General features: G+C 71.8%; 16 protein-coding genes. 7 read left to right on the top strand and 9 right to left on the bottom strand.

The annotated features are described in order from the left end of the window. Nucleotides 1–108: 108 nt before the first annotated feature. On the bottom strand, nt 109–1,044 hold the full coding sequence (locus ACFVH5_RS40130; RefSeq protein WP_385838629.1) for an NmrA family NAD(P)-binding protein: 936 nt from the start codon (nt 1,042–1,044) through the stop codon (nt 109–111). A 110-nt stretch (nt 1,045–1,154) separates the two neighbouring features. Here ACFVH5_RS40130 and ACFVH5_RS40125 point away from each other — a divergent pair, with 110 nt between their 5' ends. Continuing rightward, entirely contained in the window at nt 1,155–1,721 is a 567-nt protein-coding gene (locus tag ACFVH5_RS40125) for a TetR/AcrR family transcriptional regulator (protein WP_385838628.1), read from the top strand. A gap of 200 nt (nt 1,722–1,921) precedes the next feature. After that, nucleotides 1,922–3,481, top strand: coding sequence for a subtype B tannase (locus ACFVH5_RS40120; RefSeq protein ID WP_385838627.1), 1,560 nt, complete (start codon nt 1,922–1,924; stop codon nt 3,479–3,481). A gap of 18 nt (nt 3,482–3,499) precedes the next feature. Here the strand turns inward: ACFVH5_RS40120 and ACFVH5_RS40115 are convergent, their stop codons facing one another. The 3 genes from ACFVH5_RS40115 to ACFVH5_RS40105 all read right to left on the bottom strand — a co-directional run bounded on the left by ACFVH5_RS40115 (nt 3,500) and on the right by ACFVH5_RS40105 (nt 6,411). Beyond that, on the bottom strand, nt 3,500–4,099 hold the full coding sequence (locus ACFVH5_RS40115; RefSeq protein WP_385838626.1) for a hypothetical protein: 600 nt from the start codon (nt 4,097–4,099) through the stop codon (nt 3,500–3,502). Between the two features lie 266 nt (nt 4,100–4,365). Continuing rightward, nucleotides 4,366–5,331 (bottom strand): N-acetylmuramic acid 6-phosphate etherase, encoded by a 966-nt coding sequence (gene murQ, locus ACFVH5_RS40110; RefSeq protein WP_385838625.1) that lies wholly within the window; start codon nt 5,329–5,331, stop codon nt 4,366–4,368. Between the two features lie 162 nt (nt 5,332–5,493). Beyond that, a complete protein-coding gene (locus ACFVH5_RS40105) occupies nt 5,494–6,411 on the bottom strand; it encodes a MurR/RpiR family transcriptional regulator (RefSeq protein WP_210881123.1) in 918 nt (305 codons plus the stop codon). Nucleotides 6,412–6,646: 235 nt separating this feature from the next. On the opposite strand from ACFVH5_RS40105, the gene ACFVH5_RS40100 reads away from it, so the two are divergent. Together ACFVH5_RS40100 and ACFVH5_RS40095 are read left to right on the top strand one after the other, a co-directional pair. After that, nucleotides 6,647–7,036: a hypothetical protein gene (locus ACFVH5_RS40100; RefSeq protein ID WP_385838624.1), complete on the top strand. Its 390-nt coding sequence runs from the start codon at nt 6,647–6,649 to the stop codon at nt 7,034–7,036. Continuing rightward, nucleotides 7,033–7,308, top strand: coding sequence for a DUF4031 domain-containing protein (locus tag ACFVH5_RS40095; protein WP_107015337.1), 276 nt, complete (start codon nt 7,033–7,035; stop codon nt 7,306–7,308). Before ACFVH5_RS40100 ends, ACFVH5_RS40095 begins: the two co-directional genes overlap by 4 nt. On the opposite strand, the gene ACFVH5_RS40090 is transcribed toward ACFVH5_RS40095, so the two are convergent. The 3 genes from ACFVH5_RS40090 to ACFVH5_RS40080 all read right to left on the bottom strand — a co-directional run bounded on the left by ACFVH5_RS40090 (nt 7,297) and on the right by ACFVH5_RS40080 (nt 10,428). Next, a complete protein-coding gene (locus ACFVH5_RS40090) occupies nt 7,297–8,376 on the bottom strand; it encodes a GNAT family N-acetyltransferase (protein WP_385838623.1) in 1,080 nt (359 codons plus the stop codon). The two genes, ACFVH5_RS40095 and ACFVH5_RS40090, sit on opposite strands and share 12 nt — an antisense overlap. Before the next feature lie 18 nt (nt 8,377–8,394). Beyond that, nucleotides 8,395–9,621, bottom strand: a complete 1,227-nt coding sequence (locus ACFVH5_RS40085; RefSeq protein WP_385838630.1) for a Cmx/CmrA family chloramphenicol efflux MFS transporter — start codon at nt 9,619–9,621, stop codon at nt 8,395–8,397. Nucleotides 9,622–9,759: 138 nt separating this feature from the next. Next, nucleotides 9,760–10,428 carry a hypothetical protein gene (locus tag ACFVH5_RS40080; RefSeq protein ID WP_385838622.1) on the bottom strand — a complete coding sequence of 223 codons (669 nt, stop codon included), beginning with the start codon at nt 10,426–10,428 and terminating at the stop codon, nt 9,760–9,762. Nucleotides 10,429–10,568: 140 nt separating this feature from the next. Here ACFVH5_RS40080 and ACFVH5_RS40075 point away from each other — a divergent pair, with 140 nt between their 5' ends. Continuing rightward, entirely contained in the window at nt 10,569–11,261 is a 693-nt protein-coding gene (locus tag ACFVH5_RS40075) for a copper homeostasis protein CutC (protein WP_384811182.1), read from the top strand. 218 nt (nt 11,262–11,479) lie between these two features. On the opposite strand, the gene ACFVH5_RS40070 is transcribed toward ACFVH5_RS40075, so the two are convergent. Together ACFVH5_RS40070 and ACFVH5_RS40065 are read right to left on the bottom strand one after the other, a co-directional pair. Next, nucleotides 11,480–12,133 carry a TetR/AcrR family transcriptional regulator gene (locus ACFVH5_RS40070; protein WP_384811184.1) on the bottom strand — a complete coding sequence of 218 codons (654 nt, stop codon included), beginning with the start codon at nt 12,131–12,133 and terminating at the stop codon, nt 11,480–11,482. A 123-nt stretch (nt 12,134–12,256) separates the two neighbouring features. After that, entirely contained in the window at nt 12,257–12,970 is a 714-nt protein-coding gene (locus ACFVH5_RS40065) for a DUF3159 domain-containing protein (protein WP_385838621.1), read from the bottom strand. A 250-nt stretch (nt 12,971–13,220) separates the two neighbouring features. Here ACFVH5_RS40065 and ACFVH5_RS40060 point away from each other — a divergent pair, with 250 nt between their 5' ends. Together ACFVH5_RS40060 and ACFVH5_RS40055 are read left to right on the top strand one after the other, a co-directional pair. Continuing rightward, a complete protein-coding gene (locus tag ACFVH5_RS40060) occupies nt 13,221–15,125 on the top strand; it encodes a S9 family peptidase (protein ID WP_385838620.1) in 1,905 nt (634 codons plus the stop codon). Next, entirely contained in the window at nt 15,122–15,775 is a 654-nt protein-coding gene (locus tag ACFVH5_RS40055) for a GPP34 family phosphoprotein (protein ID WP_385838619.1), read from the top strand. The genes ACFVH5_RS40060 and ACFVH5_RS40055 overlap by 4 nt, the downstream gene beginning before the upstream one ends. Nucleotides 15,776–15,911 lie beyond the last annotated feature (136 nt).

The raw sequence follows: 15,911 nt of genomic DNA, 5'->3' as shown, positions 1-15,911 counted from the left end.
GCGCAGTTCCCCGCGCCCCTAGGTGTCTAGGGGCGCGGGGAACTGCGCAAAAGGGGGCGAGGGGGCGGAGCCCCCATGTGTGGACGACGGGGGAGGGTAGGGGCGGGGTCAGGTCGTCGGGGTCAGGTGTTGGGTTGTCCACCGTTCGAAGGGGGTCAGCTCGATGCCGAGGTCGCGGGCGTACTGGGGACGGCCCGGCTGACCCACCACGTTCAACCGCTCGTGCGAGGCACCCATCGCCGGCATGCCCGCGGCCAGCGCCTGCTCCTCCGTCATGTCCGGCGCGGGCAGGTGCGTACCCAGCGCCAGGGAGAGGATCTCGGCGATCCGCGCCATCGACAGGTAGTCGCTGGCCAGTTCCAGCTCGACCCGGTCGAACCGTTCCGGCGCGGCGACGGCCGCGGCTGCCGCCGTGCCGATGTCGTCCACGGCGGCGAGCGACAGGTGGGTCGTGGGCTTGAGCACGCTCACGATGCCGCCCTCGACCCCGCGCGGGAACAGGAACCGCATGGAGGGGAGGAAGTTCTCCATGAAGAAGCCCGGCTTGAGCAGCGTCCAGCGGGGGAAGCCCGCCTCGCGGAGCCGGTCCTGGATCTCCCGCTTGGCCTCCAGCGTGGCCGCCGTCGACGCCCACCGGCCCTCGGCCCAGCCGGGGTCCTCGGTGTGCTGACCCGCACCGCTGACGGAGGTGTGCACGAACTGCGGTACACCAGCCGCCCTGGCGCCCTCGATGAGGTTGACGCCCTGCCGCACCTCCCCGTCGAAGTCGAAGCCGTCCTCCGTGAGGCCGGGCATCTGTACGGAGAAGACCGCGCGGGCGCCTTCCGCCGCGCGCGTCACGGAGTCGCGGTCGTGGAGATCGCCGGTGACCAGCTCCGCGCCGAGCGCCTCGACGGACTTGGCGCGGGCCGTGGTCGGGTCGCGTACCAGCGCCCGTACGGGAATCCCCGCCGTGAGCAGGGCGCGGGCGGTGGCGCCGCCCTGTCTGCCGGTGGCGCCCGTGACCAGGACGGGTGCGGAGTCTGAGCCGGTGTTCTTGGGCATGCGGATGCTCCTCGGAGGCGCTGACGCATCAAAACGGCGGGGCCCGCCGTTTCCTCTTCGCCTAAGATATGGCGGGGCCCGCCGTTTGACAAAGCACGAGGTGAGATCCGATGCCCGACCATCAGCGCGCCGACGCCAGGCGCAACTACGCGCGCATCCTCGCGGTGGCCGGGGAAGAGGTCGCCGCGCACGGGGCGGACGCGTCCCTGGAGCAGATCGCGCGCACGGCGGGGGTCGGGTCCGCCACGGTCCGCCGGCACTTCCCGACGCGCCGCGCGCTGCTGGAAGCGGTGTCGCGGACGCGGATCGAGGCGCTCTGTGTGCGCGCCGAGGAGCTGACGGGCCAGGGCGACAGCAGGGACGCCCTGCTGGAGTGGATGGGCGACGTCGTCGCCTACTGCGTCTCCGCGCGTGGGCTGGCCGCCGCGTTGACGTACGACGGCTCTCCGGCCGACCCGATGCACGAGAACTCGTGCTCGCGGTCGCTGGAGGAGGCGGGCGGCCCGCTGCTCCGACGCGCCGCGCGGGACGGCGCGGTGGCGGCGGGCGTCACGGTCGCCGACCTGATCACGCTCGCGGTAGGCATCGTGCTGGCCACGGAACACCACCCGAACCCGGCGGCGGAGGCGGACCGCTTGTTCCGCTTGACGGTGGCGGGGCTGAGCCCGCTGGGGTAGGGCGTTGGGCCGTGCGGATTTGCGTCAAAATTGCTGACAATTTTGTGGGCGATTCGTTCGGTATGGCGGTGGAGCAGGCAGGACGTGGGCTTTCGGGGTGGTGGCCGGTTCCCTTTGGTGTCGTCGGAGGGGCAGGGAAGTCCTCAGGAACGGCTGGTGCACTGGGTGCTTCGAGCCGTGCTTGAGGACAGGAGACGGACGTGAAGCGCAGAGCAGTGGTCATGGGGGCAACCGCGGCGACGGTGGGGACGGCGGTGGGGTTCGGTTCCGGGGCGCGGGCCGCCGCCTCGCAGGTCCGGCGGCCCGGGGGAGGGGCCGGGGCGGGGGCCTCGGCGGATCTCGTCTTCGATCCGGACGCCTACACCGAGTCGACCCTCACCGTCGAGGACACCGGCTGCGTCGCCCACGAGGTCGTGTACCGCTTCCACAAGGTGGCCTCCTACGTGGCCGCGCCGGTCGACGCGGCCTATCAGTCCCTGAACGTCAGCGTGCCGGTGCGCATCGACGGCACGGCCGTCGACGCCACGGGCGCGCCGATCCTCCTCGCCAACGGCATCGGCGGGTACATGCCGTCGTCCGTGGCGAACAACACCGGCATCGTCGCCTCCGGGATGGGCGGCGGAACCAGCCGCCAGGCGCTCGCGCTCGCCGCCGGATACGTCGTCGTGGAGCCCGGCGCCCGCGGTCGTACGCTCGTCGACGCCTCCGGGGTCTACTACGGGACGGCACCGGCCGTCATCGTCGACCTGAAGGCCGCCGTGCGGTACCTGAAGTTCAACAGGGGCCGCGTCCCCGGCGACGTACGGCGGATCGTCTCGTCCGGTGTCAGCGCGGGCGGGGCGCTGTCCGCGCTGCTCGGAGCGTCCGGTGACAGTCCGCTCTACGAGCCGTACCTGAAGGCGATCGGTGCGGCCGACACGAGCGACGCGATCTTCGCCGCCGGTGCGTGGTGCCCGATCATCGACCTCGAACACGCCGACATGGCGTACGAATGGTGCTGGGGCGCCAACCCGCTGAGCGGCGGCGCGCAGGTCGATCCGACCGTCTCCGGGGAGCTGAGGGCCGCGTACGCCGAGCACCTGGCCTCGCTCGGGCTGCGGGCGAAGGGCTTCGGTGCCCTCACCGCGCGCAACCTGGACGCGTACCTGCTGAGGACGCATCTGGAGCCGTCGGCCACGCGGTACCTGGCGGCGCTGCCGGACGCGGACCGGGCCGCCTATCTCGCCGCGAACCCCTTCATCACCTGGTCCGGAGGCCGTGTGTCCGGTGGCGGTGCGTCCGGTGGCGGCTCAGGTGGGCGGGCCGCCTTTTCCTGGGACGGATTCCTCACGCACGTGGGCGCCCGGAAGAAGAACGCGCCGTCGTTCGACGGCTTCACCCTGGCCACCCCCGAGAACAACCTGTTCGGCACGGGGACCACGAAGGCCCGCCACTTCACGCTCTACAGCCTGCGGCACGAGAGCGGCGACAGCGCGCGCCTGGACGCCGACATCCCCGCCAAGCTCGACCTGATGAACCCGATGCACCACCTCGTCGAGAACCTCAACCGCGACCGGGCGAAGCACTGGTGGATACGCCTCGGCACCAAGGACACCGACACCTCGCTCTCGATCGCCGGCAACCTCTCGGCCCGTCTCACGAGCCTGGGTGACGACGTCGACACCGCGTACTACTGGGACGCGGGGCATGGGGCCGACCAGGACCCGGGTGCCTTCGTCGAGTGGATCGGGGAGGTCTCGGGCCACCGACCCCTGCGTTAGTTCCGGCTCCGTTCGGCGCTAGAGGTTTCCCATCGGCTCGATGTCGACCTTCACCGGCGTGCCCCAGATGCGCAGCACCTCGTAGTCCGTGAACTCGTGCACCAGCCGGTACGCCATGCTCGGGCGGGGGGTGCGGCGCTGTGCGGCGAGATACAGCTCGGCCTCCTGCTTGTCGCGGCGGGGCGTGCCGCACAGCTGCCAGGCCTGGCCGGTCCACATCTCCGGCAGCCAGCGCTGCTGGGGCTGGGGGCGGTCGCCCCGGACGCCGTAACGGGACGTGGTCCGTTCCGAACCCTCGCCCGGGGCCGTCGGGCGGCCCTGCGGGTAGGAGTCCTGGAACGAGTTGTTGACGTTCGAGCGGCGCGCGAGGCGGCGGCGGGTCTCGCAGAGCAGGCACAGGTCGGGGGCGTCCTCGTCCACCGGGCCCGTGGGGTGTTCCGCGCAGCGGGTGGTGGGGGCCGCGGTGGTGACGGTCTCGTCCAGGAGGTCCAGGGCGCGCTTCAGATCCGCCTTCACCTCGTGGAGCTTGGCGTCGGGCATCTCGGTGGAGAGGGCGTCTCCGTGCTCGCCCAGCACGCGGAGGGCTCTGCCCAGGGCGGTCAGTTGCGCGTGGTTCACGGCTCGTGGGGTCCCTTCCGATTGGCTTCACGGCTTTACCAGCGTCGCATGTGGCACTGACAGTGTGGAGTGTGGAGTGTGGTTGTCGGGTGCGGGTCCGTGGGGGCTGGTCGCGCCGTTCCCCGCGCCCCTTAGGGGCGCAAGGATTGTGCTGTTCCCCGCGCCCCTGAAGACGAAAGACTGCGCCGTTCCCCGTGCCCCTGACGGCAAAAGACTGCGCCGTTCCCCGCGCCCCTAAGAGCGTCCGCGCCCCTCGAAGCGGGACGTCACGGGCGGTGGGTTGTTGCCAGGGCTTCGCGTAGGTGGCCGTTTGTCGTTTTGAGGAGGTGGGCGGCCGTGGGGGCGTCCACGGTGCCCAGGATCGTGAGGATGGCGTTCTTGACCTCGCCGTCCGTCGCGGCCAGCGCCGCCTCGATCTCCTCGTCGGACGCACCCGTGGCGAGCGCGACGATCCGGCGGGAACGCGCCCGCAGCTTCTCGTTCGAGGCGCGTACGTCGACCATCAGGTTCCCGTACGTCTTGCCCAGGCGGATCATCGTGATCGTCGAGAGCATGTTCAGGACGAGCTTCTGCGCCGTGCCCGCCTTCAGCCGGGTGGAGCCCGTCAGCAGTTCGGGACCCACCACGACCTCGATGCCGTGCTCCGCCGCTGCCGCCAGCGCGCTGTCCGCGTTGCAGGAGAGGCCGACCGTGAGGGCGCCGAGCGCGCGGGCGTGCTCGACCGCCCCGATCGCGTACGGGGTACGGCCCGAGGCGGAGACGCCGACGACCGTGTCGTCCGCCGTGAGGCCGAGCGCGGACAGGTCCTCGACGGCCAGCTCCGCGGAGTCCTCCGCCCCTTCGGCCGACGTCGTCATCGCGGCCGGACCGCCCGCGATCAGGCCGACGACCTCGGCCGGGTCCGTGTTGAACGTCGGCGGGCACTCGGACGCGTCCAGCACGCCGAGCCGTCCGGCGGTGCCGGCGCCGGCGTAGACGAGCCGGCCGCCGCGCCCCATCCGCTCCGCGATCGCGTCGATCGCGGCCGCGATGTTCGGCAGCTGCGCGGCGACGGCGGTCGGCACGGTGGCGTCCTCGCCGTTCATGATCTTCGCGATGTCCAGCGTCGGCAGTCGGTCGATGTCGGAGTGCTCCGGGCGGAACGCCTCCGTGGTCAGGCCCTCCAACTCGGCCCGCACACTGCGGTACTCGGAGGACGAGGGGGCGTCGGCGGCGTCGGCGCTTGAGGTCATGTACGGCGACTCTTTCTGGTGCGGGTTTGTTGAGGGGGTGCGGGTGCGGGTGCGTTGAGGGGCGCGGGTGGGTTCAGGGGCGCGGGGCTGTGTCGTGCATGCGGCTCCGCCGCGTGGGCGCGATCGGCCCCCACCGGCCCGCGGACGAACCCCCGGCCCTCCCTACCGCGGTGTACTCCGATGACGGTGGGCCAGCGCCTCGTACGACGCGGACAGCGCCGGCGCCGCCGTCTCGTACGTCCGTTGGGCGACACCGATGAACAGGCAGTCCACCACCAGCAGTTGGCTCGTCCGGGACGACATCGCCGCCGGCCGCAACTCGCTCTCCCGGGCCGTGGACGTGGTCAGGATGTGATCCGCGTACTGGGTCACGGGCCCGTCCGGCCGGCCCGTGATCGCGATCGTCGTGGCCCCGTGCTCGAACGCGACCCGCAACGGCTCGATGACGTCGCCGGTCGCCCCGGAGTGCGTGATCGCGATCGCCACGTCCTTGGCCCGCAACTGCACGGCGTTGGTCACGGCGAGATGCGGGTCGTTGTGGGCGTGGGCTATCAGCCCGATACGCAGCAGCTTCTGGGTGAGGTCCTGGGCGACGAGCCCGGACGCGCCGACGCCGTACACGTCGATACGGCGGGCCGCCGCGAGCGCGCCGACCGCCGCGCCCAGCTGGACCGTGTCCAGTGCGGCGGCGGTGTCGGCGAGCGTCTGCTGCTCGTCGTACGCGAGCTTGGCGACGACGTCCGCGATCGGGTCGTCGACCGCGATGTCGGCGGTCACGGCCGGCGCGCGGCCCGACTGCTGCTGGGCGGCGAGGCCGGCGAGGGCGAGGCGCAGGTCGCGGTAGCCGGGGTAGCCGAGGAGGCGGGCCGTGCGGACGACCGTCGCTTCGCTGGTGCCGGTCAGTTCCGCGAGGCCCGTGACCGTGAGGGCCGCGCAGCCTGCGGGGTCTTGGGCCACGGCCTCTGCCACTCGCTGCATGGAGCGGGTCATCGAGGGGGCCAGGGTGCGGACCTTTGCGGCGAGGGCTGCGGGGGGTGGCGGGGGTTCGCCCGCGAAAATTTCCTTCACTTCTTGGGTCACGTATGAAAGATATTTTCGGGTGGGGGGAGGGTCAAGGGGTGGGGTGTCGGGTGCGGGTTCTTGGGGCTGGTCGCGCGGTTCCCCGCGCCCCTTGAAAGATTGCGCCGTTCCCCGCGCCCCTAAAGGCAAAAAGATTGCGCCGTTCCCCGCGCCCCTGAAGGACCCGCGCCCCTGAAGGACCCGCGCCCCTGACGGGCCCGCCGGCCCGGGAAATCCGCTGGCGCACAATGGGTGTATGGAATCATCCGTCGCTCCGCTCGAACGGGCTCTTCATGCGGCTCGGGCTCTTGTTATTGCTGATCTTGTGGCGGGGGAGGTCGCGGAGGCCGATGTCGTGTCGATGGTCGAGGAGTCCGTCGTGCAGCGGCGGTGGTGGGTGGAGCAGTGGCCCGAGGGCGTGGAGTACGTGGCCGGGCTGGTCGCCCAGGACGTACAGGACGCGCTGCTGGAGACGTACGGGCGCTGGCCGCTCTGTCCCGTCTGCGGTGACGGTGATCCGCACGCCCTGGAGGTGGAGCCGGAGCTGGGGCCCGACCCGCACTGGGTGTGTCACAAGGCCGGTGTGAGCGTCGCCCCGGTGGGCGCGCTGGGCCCGGCCCTGGGAAGCGGAGCGAGTTCTTCGTGACCGTCTACATCGACCCGCCCGACTGGCCGGGGCACGGGCGCATGTGGTCCCACCTGGTGAGTGACGTGTCGTTCGACGAGCTTCACGCGTTCGCGCGGCGGCTTGGCGCCCCCGCCCGCGCCTTCGAGCGCGACCACTACGACATCCCCTCGCACCGGTACGAGGACGCCGTACGGGAGGGTGCGGTGCAGGTCCGCAGCCGCGAGGTCGTACGCATCCTCCACGCGTCCGGGCTGCGCAGGCCGAAGGGGCGACCGGGCTCAGCCGCGTAGCTCGTACGCGTACTGCTCGCCGTCGTCGTCCACCGTGCCCACCCGGGTGAAGCCCGCGCGTGAGATCACGGCCTGGGAAGGCGAGTTGGTGCGGTCGACCGTCGCGAGCAGGTAGGAGACGTCGTCGCGGGCGAGCGCCAGGGCGGACAGGGCGCGCAGGGCCTCGGTGGCGTAACCGTTGCCGCGGGCCGATACCGCCAGGTCGTAGCCGACCTCGGCGCGGCCCTCGTCGTCCGGGGCGCCGTGGAAGCCCATGCCGCCGACCGCGCGGCCGTCCGCACGCCGTACGAGGACGAACATGCCCCACTCGGGGCGGTGCACCCCGGCCTCGTACGCCTTGACGACCATGCTGGCGGCGTCGCGTGTGCCCTGGAAGGGGCCGCCCTCGATCCACTCGAAGCCGCCGGTGCCACCCGCGGTGAGGTCGGCTGCGGCTGCGGGGGTGACGCCCTGGAGGGTGAGGCGCTCGGCCGGTATGACGAGGTTGTTGCTCCACCGCCAGGTGGCGAGGGGCGCCCGGCCGGGCAGTTCGCCGCGGCCCGTGGCCCACAGGAGGGTCCGCCAGTGGTCGGGGCCGGGTTCGGGGCGCACGTGCGGGAAGATCCGGGTCAGCACGTCGGCGCAGAGCGCGGCCGGCGGCTCGTACGCGATGCCCAGGCCCTCCGCGATGTCGTGCGTGTGCAGGAGCACCTCGGCGACACCCATCGCGGCGAAGCCCTCACGGTTCGCGCTGCGGAAGGGGTACGGGTGGAAGGCCCGCGCCTCCCGCGGGGTGGTCCGCACGGCGGCGGCGAGGAGGGCACCGGTCGCCTCGACGACCTGGAGGACGTCCTCGGGGTTCTCGCACTCCTCGAAGGTGATGTCGAAGGGTACGTAGCGGTCGGCGGGGCGGCCCGCCAGCTGGCCCGCGTACGCGACGAGGTCCGACGCGATGTGCTCCGCCGTCCTGCGGCAGCTCCATTCGAGGCGGCCCGCCTCGACGTCCCAGTCCCGGTCGACCGCGCCCCGCAGGGCCGTCACCGCACCCGAGACGGCCTCTTCCACCTGGTCCCCACCCATGGCTCGCATGCCGGTGAGGATAGGTGATCAGTTCGCGGAGCGGTCGGTAATTTTGGCCGCCCCGACCTCGGTCCGGGGTGCGGCCCCGGTGACCACCCGCGACGGTGTCGCGCGCCGGTACAGGCGCAGCGAGATCGCCGTCAGTACGCCCGCCGTGACGGTCAGGGCCGCTCCCGCCCAGGCGGGGGAGGCGAAGCCGAGGCCCGCGTCGATGGCGGCGCCGCCGATCCAGGGGCCGCCGGTGTTGCCGAGGTTGAAGGCGGCCGTGGTGGTCGCGGCGGCCAGGGTGGGGGCGGCGGTCGCGACGTTGAACAGCCGGGCGTTGAGCGCCGGGGCGGTGTAGAAGGCGGAGACGCCGAGGAGGAAGGCGAGGACGGCCGTCGCGACGGCGTACTGGGCGAGCAGGGCCAGCGTCACGAGCAGGACCGTCGAGGCCGCGATGCCGGACAGCAGCACCCCGAAGAGGTGCGCGTCCGCGATCCGGCCGCCGATCGTCGTCCCGAGGAGCGCGCCGATCCCGAACAGCGCGAGCACCGCCGGCACCCAGCCCTCGTCGAGCCCGGCCACGTCCGTGAGCAGCGGGGCGAGATAGCTGAACGCGCAGAACACCCCGCCCGCGGAGAACGCGATCAGCGAGATCGTGAGCCAGACCTGCCGGTCGCGGTAGATCCGCAGCTCGTTCCTGAGCCGCGGCTTCTCGTCGGGGAGAGGGATACGCGGGATGAGCGTGGCCACTCCGACGAGCGCGACCGCGCTGGCCGCGCCGACCGCCCAGAACGCCGAGCGCCAGCCGAGGCTCTCACCGAGGAAGGCGCCCGCCGGGACGCCGAGGACGTTCGCGATCGACAGGCCGCCGATCATCACGGCGAGCGCGCGGGCACGGGCGTTCACCGGGACCATGGCGACGGCGACGGCCGCGCCGACCGCCCAGAAGCCGGCGCAGGCCAGCGCGCTCACGACCCGGGACACGAAGAGCACGGTGTAGTTCGGGGCGAGGGCGCCCGCGATCTGGCCGAGGCCGAAGACGCTGATGAGCGCGATGAGGGTGGTGCGGCGGGGCAGCCGGAGCGTGGCCACGGCCAGCAGGGGCGCTCCGACGACCATGCCGACCGCGAAGGCGGATATCAGCAGGCCCGCGCGCGGAATGGACACGTGCATGTCGTCCGCGACCGCGGGCAGCAGCCCGGAGAGCATGAACTCGCTGGTGCCCAGGGCGAAGACGGAGAGCCCGAGGATGTACACGGCCAGGGGCATGGGCGCGGGCTTGGACGTGGTCTTGGACGCGGACTCGGACGGTGGCGTGCGGGCGGGCGTGGGTGAGCTGGAGCTCGTGGGGACGGGCATGTCAAGTGCCAACCTCGACGGTGGACAGCCCATTCCACCGGGTGGGGTTCAGGCCGTCAACAGGGTCAGCTCGCTCGTCAGGTTGTGCCGGGCCGGGCCCTCCCATTCCCTTGTCCCGTAAGGGGTGTGGAAGAGGCGCGGCAGATCGAGGAGCTGGCGCAGGATCGCCGCGCGGCCCTCACGGAAGGCGTCCGGGGGCACGAAGGCGTACTCCTCGCGGACCGCTGCCGTGTAGGCGGCGTACGCGTCCGGCGGCGAGGCGAGGATCGCGAGGTCGGCGTCGCACAGGACCTGGCCGTTCGGGTCGTCGCCGGCCGGGTCGTGCGTGATGGTCAGCCGGACGAGACGGGCGACCTCGGCCGTGGCGGCGGCGGAGAGGCCGGCCTCGGGGAGCGCGCGCTCGGCGAGCCGGGCGGAGCGTTCCTCGTTCTCGGAGCGGTCGGGGAGGTAGACCGCGTCGTGGAACCACGCCGCCAGCCGGACCAGATCCGGGTCGTCCGCGGCCTTCTCCAGCACGTCGACGTGGTCCAGCACCGCCGTGAGGTGATCGAGGGTGTGGTAGCGCCGCTGGGGCTCCGACCAGCGGGTGAGGAGGTTGTCGGCGTAGGCCTCCGGCGAGGGGGCGGGAGTGGTGTGGGTGGGGGAGGGGGTCTGCGTTCCACGGCTCCGGTGGAGCGTGTGGGACCAGCGGGTGCGCAGGGCGTCGGGATCGGCCATGCGGTCCATTGTCCGCCCCGGTGTCTGCCCCGGTGTCCGCCCCGGTGTCTGCCCCCGGTTCGCCGACGGCGGTCGCGTAGGCTGAGCATTGGACTAGACCTGTAGCCCGTCATTCTTAGCCGCCCGAGGGAAGAGGTCCTATGAGCAAGCGTGCAGTCCTGGAGGTGATCGCCCTCGACGTCGAGGACGCGGTCGCCGCCGAGGCCGGAGGCGCGGACCGGCTGGAACTCGTCACCGACATGGCCGCCGACGGGCTCACCCCGCCGGTCGAGACCTTCGCCGGGATCCGGGCCGCCGTCGGCATCTCGCTGCGCGTCATGCTGCGTCTGGCGGACGGTTTCGCGGCCGGGGACGTACGGGAGCTCGTACGGGCGGCGCGGGAGCTGCGGGCGGCCGGGGCGGACGAGTTCGTGCTCGGGTTCCTGGACGGGAACGGGGAGCCCGATCTGGCCGCGCTGGAGTCGGTGCTCGCCGAACTCGACGGCTGCGGGTGGACGTTCCACCGGGCGATCGACCGGGCGGCCGACCGGGACGCGCTGCGCAAGCGGCTGTCCGACCTCCCCGGGCTCGACACGTATCTCACGGCGGGGGCCGTGGGAGGCGTGGACGAAGGGCTGCCGACGTTGCTCGCCGAGGCGGGGCGGCGGGGGGAGGCGGGGTACGAGCCTCAGCTCCTCGTGGGCGGGGGGTTGCGTCTCGACCATGTCGCTCGGCTGCGGGCGGGGGGTGTGGACGCGTTCCACATCGGGGGTGCGGCGCGGGTGGGGGGTTGGGCGGGGGTGGTGTCCGCGGCGGCGGTTCGTGAGTGGCGCTCCGCGCTGGATGCGGGGTAGTTGGCGCTGCGTTGCTTCTGCGGGCCGGTGGGGGCTGGTTGCGCAGTTCCCCGCGCCCCTGAATGCCGAAGGCCGAGGGTTGTGACGTTCCCTGCGGCCGTCGGGGGGTGGGGGTCAAGGATTGCGCCGTTCCCCGCGCCCCTTAAGGGCGAAAGCCAAAGACTGCGCCGTTCCCCGTGGCCCTGAGGGGTAAAGGCCAGCGCCGGTCTCTGTGGGGGTCAGGGGGTGACCGGGTCTCCCACCGTTCCTCCTGTGGCTTCTCGGACCGCGTGGGCCAGGCGTTGGGGGGCGTCGGCGAACTGGGCGGGGTCCGCGCCGTCCAGGAGGGCCGCGCCGATCTCCTCGTTGAGGACGCGGATCGCGGCGGAGGCGGCCGCGGCGTGCAGGCGTACCTGGAGGTCCGTGGCCGGGCGGCCCAGCCGCTTCGCGATGATCCCGGCCATCTCGCGCTCCACCTGGTCGCAGGCCATCAGCCAGGCGGTCCGCAGGGCGGGTTCCGTGTCGGCGAGCCGGATCATGCGGATCGCGAGCCCGTTGTCGGCCAGTTCGACGGCACTGGACTCACGCTGGAAGCGGAGCGCCTCCGTACTGAAGCGCTCTTCGAGCGAGAGCTCGGCGGGCCAGTCGCGCAGTGTGCTCATCTCCCATTCCACGCCCTGCGTGACGATGGGTTCGGCACAGCTCTCCTTGCTGCGGAAGTGACGCCAGATGGTGCGCGTGGACAGGCCCACCGCCTCGGCGATCTGGTCACCGCTGGTGGCGTCCACGCCCTGTTCCCAGAACAGCCGGGACGCCTCCCGGGAGATCTCCAGGCGCAGCCGGTGGCGCCGCTGCTCACTCATGCCGCTCCTGCCGCGCTTGGCGGTCTCCACGCGGGTCACCTCCGCTCGTGTCCGTGTGTCTCTGTCCCTGTACGTGTCCGTGTACGTGTACGTGACGGCCGTCCGTGACGCCGACAGGTCAGTGACATATTGACACCAAGTGTCGCCGAGGAGTCAGCCCCGCTCGGCGGGCAGCAGGCCGATGGCCGTCAGGCGCTTGTTCGAGCTGCGAGCGGCCCAGGCGACCACCAGGAGGGCGAGGGCGAGCAGCGGGAAGCCCATGGCGATCTTGGCCGCGCCCAGCGAACCGACCTGGTCGGTCGCGTAGAAGTACTCCTGGACGGCGAATCGGGCACCGAAGACGGCGGCCAGCACGAGCGTGGCGACGTCGTAGTAGAACCGCGAGCGCTTGTCCGCGCGCCAGGCGTGACCCTTGCCGGTGGCCGCGTTCCAGAGCACGCCGGCCAGCGGCCACCGGACCAGGACGGAGGCGAGGAACAGGACGGCGCCCGCCAGGCTCGCCCAGATGCCGATGAGGAAGTAGTCCTTGGCGGAGCCGGTGAACCAGACGACGCCGGCGGCGATCACGACGCCGAACACACCGCCGATCGCGGGCTGCACCGACTCCCCGCGCACCAGGCGCAGTACGCCGATGACCACCGCGACGCCGAGGGCGGCGGCGATCGACACCGCGGTGCCGCTGAAGTTGTGGGCGACGACGAACGCCAGCGCGGGCAGGGCCGAGTAGACGATCCCCTTGGTGCCTCCCGCCTGGTCGAGGACCGAGGGCTGCTGTCGGGGCGCGGGCTGCTCCGCCTGCGTTCCGGGCTGCTCCGCCTGCGTGCCGGACGGGTCGGACTGTGTCTCCAGGAAGCTCTTGGTCCTCATGGTGGTCAGTTCTCCCGAGTCGTCTGGGGTGAGGTGCACTGTCGATTGTCGCTTAATGACGGGTTGGCAGTAAGTGACATTCTTGCACCTGGAACATCATGTGACCTGAGTCACATGCTGGGTGGAGGTTTGGGCGAGTGGGTTCGAAGCAGATGTCACTGAGCGCAGATGTCACTAAGTGACAGCCGGAGACAGTCGAAGGCATCCGAAGGCATCCGGAGGCCCCCGGAGACGGACGAAAGGGACCCACATGACACAGCGGGAGACCATCTCGGTCGAGGAGTTCTTCGGCCCGCCGCCCCGCGCGAAGACCACCCTGTCCCCGGACGGCAGGACCATGGCGTACCTGGCGCCGTGGAGGAACCGGATGAACGTCTGGATCGAGAGCGTCGACGCGCCGGGGGACGCCCGGTGCGTGACCACCGAGGACCGCGGAGTGGTGAGCTACCACTGGACCCATGACCCGCGCCTGCTCCTCTACTGCCGCGACCAGGGCGGCGACGAGAACCTGCACCTCTACCGCGTCGACCTGGACGACCCGGACGCTCCCGCGGTGGACCTCACGCCCTGGCCCGGGGTGCGGGCCGTCGGCGTGGACCTGCCCGCCGGGCGGCCCGGCAAGGTGATCACCCAGCTGAACCTGCGCGACCGCGCCCGGTTCGACCTGGTCGAACTGGACCTCGCCACCGGCGACCTCACGACCCTCGCCCACAACCCCGGTCACGACGACGAGCGGAACAACGTCGACGGGTGGCTGTACGGCGAGCGCGAAGTGTTCGCGACGGCGACGACGGCCGACGGCGACATCGAGCTGTCCCGGTGGGACGCGGCGACGAGTACGCCGACCCCCGTCGCACGGTTCACCGGACGGGACGCCCCGCTGGGCATCTACCCCCTGGAGGTCACCCCGGACGGCACCGGGGTGTGGCTCGGTTCGCACCGGGGAAGCGACCGTCTGCGCCTGGCCCGGCTCGACCTGGCCACCGGTGAGGAGCACGAGGTCGACTCCCACCCGCGGTACGACCTGGACACCCGCGCCCGGGTCTTTCCCGCCCTGCCCTCCCCGCTGATCCGCAGCCGCCGCACGGGCGAACTGCTCGCGGTCCGCCATCTCGGCCAACGACAGGTCGTACACGCCCTGGACCCGCACTTCGCCGACGTACTGGAGAACCTGGAGAAGCTGTCCGACGGTGATCTCGCCGGGGTGTCCTCCGACGAGAGCGGGCAGCGGTGGGTGGCCTCCTTCACCCACGACCGCGACCCCGGCGTCACGTTCCTCTACGACCACGCCACCGGCGAGAGCCGTCTGCTCCACCGGGCCAAGCCGGACCTCGACCCCGAAGCGCTGGCACCGATGCGAACGCTGTCGATCACCTCCCGCGACGGACTGACCCTGCCCGTGCACCTGACGCTGCCGGTCGGCGTCGAGCCGGCCGGGCTGCCGATGGTGCTGTTCGTGCACGGCGGTCCCTGGAGCCGGGACAGCTGGGGGTACAACCCGGCCGCGCAGCTCTTCGCCCACCGCGGCTGCGCGGTGCTGCAGGTCGACTTCCGGGGCTCCACCGGCTACGGCAAGGCCCACACCAGGGCCGGTATCGGGGAGTTCGCGGGCAGGATGCACGACGACCTCGTCGACGCCGTGCGGTGGGCCGTCGACCAGGGGTACGCGGACCCGGACCGCGTGGCCATCATGGGCGGTTCCTACGGCGGCTACGCGGCACTGGTCGGCATCACGTTCACCCCGGACGTCTTCGCCGCCGCCATCGACGTCGTCGGGGTCTCGGACCTGGCCAACTTCATGCGCAGCCAGCCCGACTTCGTCAAACCGATGCTCGCCCACAACTGGTTCGCGTACGTGGGCGACCCCGCCGACCCGGCGCAGGAGGCCGACATGCTGGCCCGCTCCCCGATCAGCCGCGTCGACCAGGTCCGCACCCCGCTGATGGTGGTGCACGGCGCCAACGACGCGCGGGTCGTCCTCGCCGAGTCGGACCGGTTCGTCGAAGCACTCCGTGCGCGGGACGTCCCCGTCGAGTACATCGTCATGGAGGACGAGGGCCACGCCATCGAGAACCCGGAGAACGTGATCGCGCTCTACACCGCGGCGGAACGCTTCCTGGCCGAACACCTGCGCTTCGAGACGGAGACGACATGATCCAAGGCCTGCCGCAACACCTCTATCTGCTCTGCTACACCGTGGACAAGGGCAAGTTCCAGCTCGACAACCTGCAGGGCCGAGGCCAGTTGCTGCGCGCCGGCGCCCTGACCGAACTGGCCCGCGACGGGCTCCTCGACGCCACCGGCGGGAAGGTGATCCGCACATCCGGGAGGACGCCGGACGACTCCTTCCTCGCCTCGGTCTGGAGCGACCTGCCCGACAACAAGCCGAAGAGCTGGCTCCAGTTCGTGCACAACAAGGCGCACACCGCGGAGAAGCCGGTACGCGATCAGCTCGCCGCGGCGGGAGAGGTCACCGTCACCCGCAACAAGGTGCTGGGACTCGTCCCGTCCGACCGGGTCACCGTCACCCAGCCCGAGAACGTGCGCGCCCTCCAGGAACGGGTGCGCGGCACCGTCCTCGACCGGACCGACCCGGCGGCGATCCCGCTGGAGGAACTGGCCATGGCCGTGCTCTCGGTCGAGCTGGAGGTCACCTGCGTATGGAGCCGCGCGGATCTGCGCGCGCACAAGCCGGCGCTCAAGGCCCTCGCCGCCCGGTACGACGAGACGATCCCCGGCCTGCGCAAGGCGCTCCGCGACTCGTACCTGGCGAGCCGGGCGGTAGGCGGAGGCTGGAGCGGCTGAAACCCTGCGCCGTTCCCCGCGCCCCCTGAAGACGAAGAGCCTGCGCCGTTCCCCGCGCCCCTAAAGACGAAAAGATTGCGCCGTTCCCCGCGCCCCTAGGGGGGTGGGGGGCTGGGGCGCAGCCCCGCCCCTCAGG

It is taken from the genome of Streptomyces sp. NPDC127119 (genome assembly GCF_042677425.1).
In the GTDB taxonomy this organism is placed as follows: domain Bacteria; phylum Actinomycetota; class Actinomycetes; order Streptomycetales; family Streptomycetaceae; genus Streptomyces.
The sequence above is the reverse complement of the archived record's forward strand: the minus strand, read 5'-3'. Positions and strand labels throughout refer to the sequence as shown.